Origin of the sequence: uncultured Tateyamaria sp., from assembly GCF_947487805.1 — a bacterium.
Classification (GTDB): domain Bacteria; phylum Pseudomonadota; class Alphaproteobacteria; order Rhodobacterales; family Rhodobacteraceae; genus Tateyamaria.
Genome location: NZ_CANKXW010000015.1, coordinates 1 through 1,238, shown reverse-complemented (window position 1 = coordinate 1,238; position 1,238 = coordinate 1). Strand labels below are relative to the sequence as shown.

At 61.9% G+C, this 1,238-nt stretch carries 1 protein-coding gene; it reads left to right on the top strand.

All coding sequences use genetic code 11. The features are described from left to right. Positions 1–1,238: relaxase/mobilization nuclease domain-containing protein (locus tag Q0949_RS20590; RefSeq protein WP_299377005.1), on the top strand; the 1,238-nt coding region annotated here is incomplete at both ends.

Below are 1,238 nucleotides of genomic sequence, written 5' to 3'. Positions count from 1 at the left end.
GCTGGCCTATGACGACAACCGCGACCTGATCCGCGATGCGGACGGGCAACCCAAGGCCGTCACCCGCGACCCACTGCCAGAGGTCCTGCGCGGCAACCCCGAGTGCACAGAAGCCCTGATCGACGCCAGCCGCCACCAATCGACCTACCGTGCGGGCGTAATCAGCTTTGCCGACAGCGACGCCCCGACCGAGGAACAGCAGGCTGAGGTCATGGACGACTTCGAGCGTCTGGCCTTCGCGGGGCTGGACCCGACGCAATATGAGGTGCTCTGGGTCCGACATACCCACGAAGACCGTGTCGAGCTTCATTTCTGCACGCCGCGATTGGAACTGACCTCGGGCCGCAGCCTGAACATCGCGCCGCCGGGCTATGAGAAGGCATTCGACAGCCTGCGCGACGTGATGAACCGGCGCCACGGCTGGGCCGATCCGATGGAGCTGGAGCGCACCCGAGAGGTTCGCGACACCATTGAGACCCCGACCCGCGCCCAGGGTCGGGACGAGCTGCGCGCGTGGATTTTGGACCAAGTCAGCGTTGGGTTAATCACCGACCGTGCCAGCATGCTCGATACCCTTACCGATGCGGGCTTCGACATTCCCCGCGCAGGCAAAGCCTACCTGACCGCCCAAGACCCCGACACCGGCGAGCGCTGGCGTTTGAAAGGAGAAATTTTCCATGAAAATTGGCAAGCCGACCCGGCTGAGCGAGAAGTTGAACGCGGAGCTGGACACGATACGCCAAGACTACGCCGCCTCGATGGCATCGCAACTGGAGAGCTTCAGGACCGATTTGAGCAGCATTGCGACCATCGCGCATCGTACAATCGAGACCTATACCCGCACCTTTCTGCAACAGAACAAGAGCTGGCTGACGATCTCGCCCTGGCTGATCACGGGGAGGTTCTTGGCGGGGATCGCCTCGATGATGGCCGCGAGCTTGCTTTGGACGCTGATGCTGACCAACTCGGAACTGACGGACTTGGGCCTGACGCGGATCGACAAGGAGGACTGGACGTGGCTGGTGCTGGACCCGACCAAGACACGCCTGAGAACCTGCACGCTAGGCGGCAGATCAGTGACATGCATCAAGATCGAGGAGAACTAGATGACGACACCCCTGACAGCCTTGGAACGCGACTTGCTCGCTTGCGTCGAGCGGTTGGTGACGGCTTGCGAAACCTCAGCAAAGGAATTGAGCGGGTTAGAGGAACGCTCGACGACCAAGATGCAGAGCCAG